Annotated in this window: 1 protein-coding gene; it reads right to left on the reverse strand. The window is 63.1% G+C overall.

What is annotated here, in order from left to right:
• A partial coding sequence (locus IVA80_RS04950; RefSeq protein WP_247426110.1) for an NAD-dependent epimerase/dehydratase family protein occupies positions 1–518 on the reverse strand: 518 nt, incomplete at both ends.

The raw sequence follows: 518 nt of genomic DNA on the forward strand, positions 1-518 counted from the left end.
CGGCTGACATCGAGCAGCTTGCGCGGCGTTCCATCGGGACGCGAGGTGTCGAAGGTGATTTCGCCGCCGTAACCGACGACGTCAGCCACGACCCGCGCGAACTCGGCGATTGTGATGTCCTCGCCGGTGCCGATATTGACCAGCTCCGCACTCGAATAGCTCTTCATCAGGTGCACGCAGGCATCCGCCATGTCGTCGACATAGAGGAACTCGCGCCGCGGCGTGCCGGTGCCCCACACGGCGACGCTCTTTGCGCCCGAAACCTTCGCCTCGTGGAAGCGGCGGATCAGCGCGGCAACGACATGGCTCAATTCGGGATGATAATTGTCGCCGGGGCCATAGAGATTGGTCGGCATCACGCTGATGAAGTCGCTGCCGTACTGGCTGCGATAGGCTTCCGCCATCTTGATGCCGGCGATCTTGGCGATCGCATAGGGCTCGTTGGTCGGCTCGAGCGGGCCTGATAGCACCGAATCCTCGCGCAGCGGCTGTGGGGCCAGCTTCGGATAGATGCAGGA

The organism is Bradyrhizobium sp. 139 (genome assembly GCF_023074175.1).
In the GTDB taxonomy this organism is placed as follows: domain Bacteria; phylum Pseudomonadota; class Alphaproteobacteria; order Rhizobiales; family Xanthobacteraceae; genus Bradyrhizobium.